At 53.2% G+C, this 1873-nt stretch carries 1 protein-coding gene and 2 pseudogenes; 2 read left to right on the plus strand and 1 reads right to left on the minus strand.

Annotated features, from left to right (window positions below; genetic code table 11):
• A pseudogene (locus tag G491_RS36180) lies at nucleotides 1-192 on the plus strand (IS1634 family transposase); the annotation flags it as partial.
• A gap of 180 nt (nucleotides 193-372) precedes the next feature.
• Nucleotides 373-1581 (plus strand): group II intron reverse transcriptase/maturase, encoded by a 1209-nt coding sequence (ltrA, locus tag G491_RS32635; RefSeq protein WP_248635534.1) that lies wholly within the window; start codon nucleotides 373-375, stop codon nucleotides 1579-1581.
• A gap of 11 nt (nucleotides 1582-1592) precedes the next feature.
• Here ltrA and G491_RS36825 read toward each other — a convergent pair.
• Nucleotides 1593-1697 (minus strand): annotated as a pseudogene (locus G491_RS36825) (hypothetical protein); the annotation flags it as partial.
• Between the last annotated feature and the right edge of the window lie 176 nt (nucleotides 1698-1873).

Raw genomic sequence — 1873 nt, forward strand, 5'->3', positions numbered from 1 at the left:
ATTGAGTTGGAAACGGGCATGACCTGGAACCAGGTTCGCAGGATTCTGGAGCGTTTGCACATGGGAGAATTTTTTTTGAATAATTCGCGTGTACTACAGCGCACGGTATTGACGCCTGATCAAAATAAAATACTGAAAAAATTGAAGATAAAGCCTCCTCCCCTTATCAAAAAGATCGATTTGACCTCCTGACTTGTAGGCACCACACTATTTTTGCCTCCATTGATAACTATTTGTTTTTATATCCTATTGGCAAAATCATGTTCCTACCGCTGTCGAAGGCAGGCGGAAGGCAACACCGGGTGCGGCGTTATGCGCGAGCCTCATCCGGGTCCTGCGCCGTCGGAGACCCTGTGCACGTACGGAAACTCCTTGCACGGGAACCGGGAGATCCCACAAGTTCCTCTTTCAGATGGCAAGAGTGGACAGACCGGGAAGGCCAAAAGCCAAACGCCGGTCATGCACGCTTGTGGGAAGTCGGATGCCTGCATAGTACCTGAGAAGCTGTCGAACAAAGACTGGGTAAACCAGGCGGCGGAGACGGTGGAGGAAAGGCGGGCAACCAAGGGAAACACTTTGCTGAAGGCCGCGCCCCGGACACAGCGCCGGATCGGTGTGTCGACCGGACTGCATCGTGTGCGAAAAGTAGCACGTGAAAGAAAGGATGAACGGTTCACAGCCCTGCTTCACCATGTGACCCGGACGGCATTGCACGAAAGTTTTCATGCATTGAAACGGCAAGCCGCTCCGGGTGTGGATGGAATGACATGGATACGATACAGGGCAAACCTCGACCATAGACTGGCGGACCTGCATGAGAGGATACAGCGCGGGACTTACCGCGCCCAACCTTCCAGGCGGGTATACATCCCTAAACCGGATGGACGCACAAGGCCCCTCGGCATTGCGGCATTGGAGGACAAGATTGTCCAGCACGCTGTAGGGCGGGTGCTAAACGCAGTTTACGAGGAAGACTTCCTTGGGTTTTCTTACGGATTCAGGCCAGGGCGCGGGCAGCATGACGCCCTGGACGCCTTGTTCGTCAGCCTGACACGAAGGAAAGTGAACTGGGTGCTCGATGCAGACATTAAGGGCTTCTTTGACGCTATCAGCCATGAGTGGATGCTGAAATTTGTCGAGCACAGGATTGCCGATCCCCGGATACTTCGGCTGCTGCGCAAATGGCTGCGGGCGGGCGTATCCGAGGAGGGCGCTTGGTCCATAACACAGGAAGGGACGCCGCAGGGGGCGGTCATATCTCCTCTGTTGGCAAACATTTACCTGCACTATGTTTTGGATCTGTGGGTGCACCACTGGCGAAGGACAAAGGCCAGCGGGGACGTTGTGATCGTGAGATACGCCGATGATTTTGTTGTGGGGTTTCAGCACCGTCATGAAGCCGAACAATTCCTTGATGCTTTGAGACAAAGGCTGGAAAAGTTCGCCCTTGCCCTCAATACCGAAAAGACCCGCTTGTTGGAATTTGGGCGGTGTTTAGAATCATTGCTGTGGCACTTGCCGCCTCATGGTAGAAGACCTTTTCAAAAACTCGGCAAGGCGTTGGTTGTTGGTGCCAGATAGTTTGGAGCGCTTCATCGGTGAGGCTTCCGCCGACAGAGCATAGGGAAATGGGAGTCAAACTGGTCTTCCAGGTCCTTGAGACTGGCGCTTTGGGTAAGATGGGAGAAAGTCATGGCTACAAATGTTCCTACCGGGGAAGTTTGCTATAAGAGCACCCAGGAAGGAAAGCCCAGTTTTTCGATGCGATTAGAAGCATAGTAAGCCTTCAGGGGGTAGTTAGCCCGGGTTACTGATCCATGCAAGGTCTGTGGGTTGGTTTTTCAGGAAGTCGGAGATAATTTGGACGAGTCTG

It is taken from the genome of Desulfatibacillum aliphaticivorans DSM 15576, assembly GCF_000429905.1.
Lineage (GTDB): Bacteria > Desulfobacterota > Desulfobacteria > Desulfobacterales > Desulfatibacillaceae > Desulfatibacillum > Desulfatibacillum aliphaticivorans.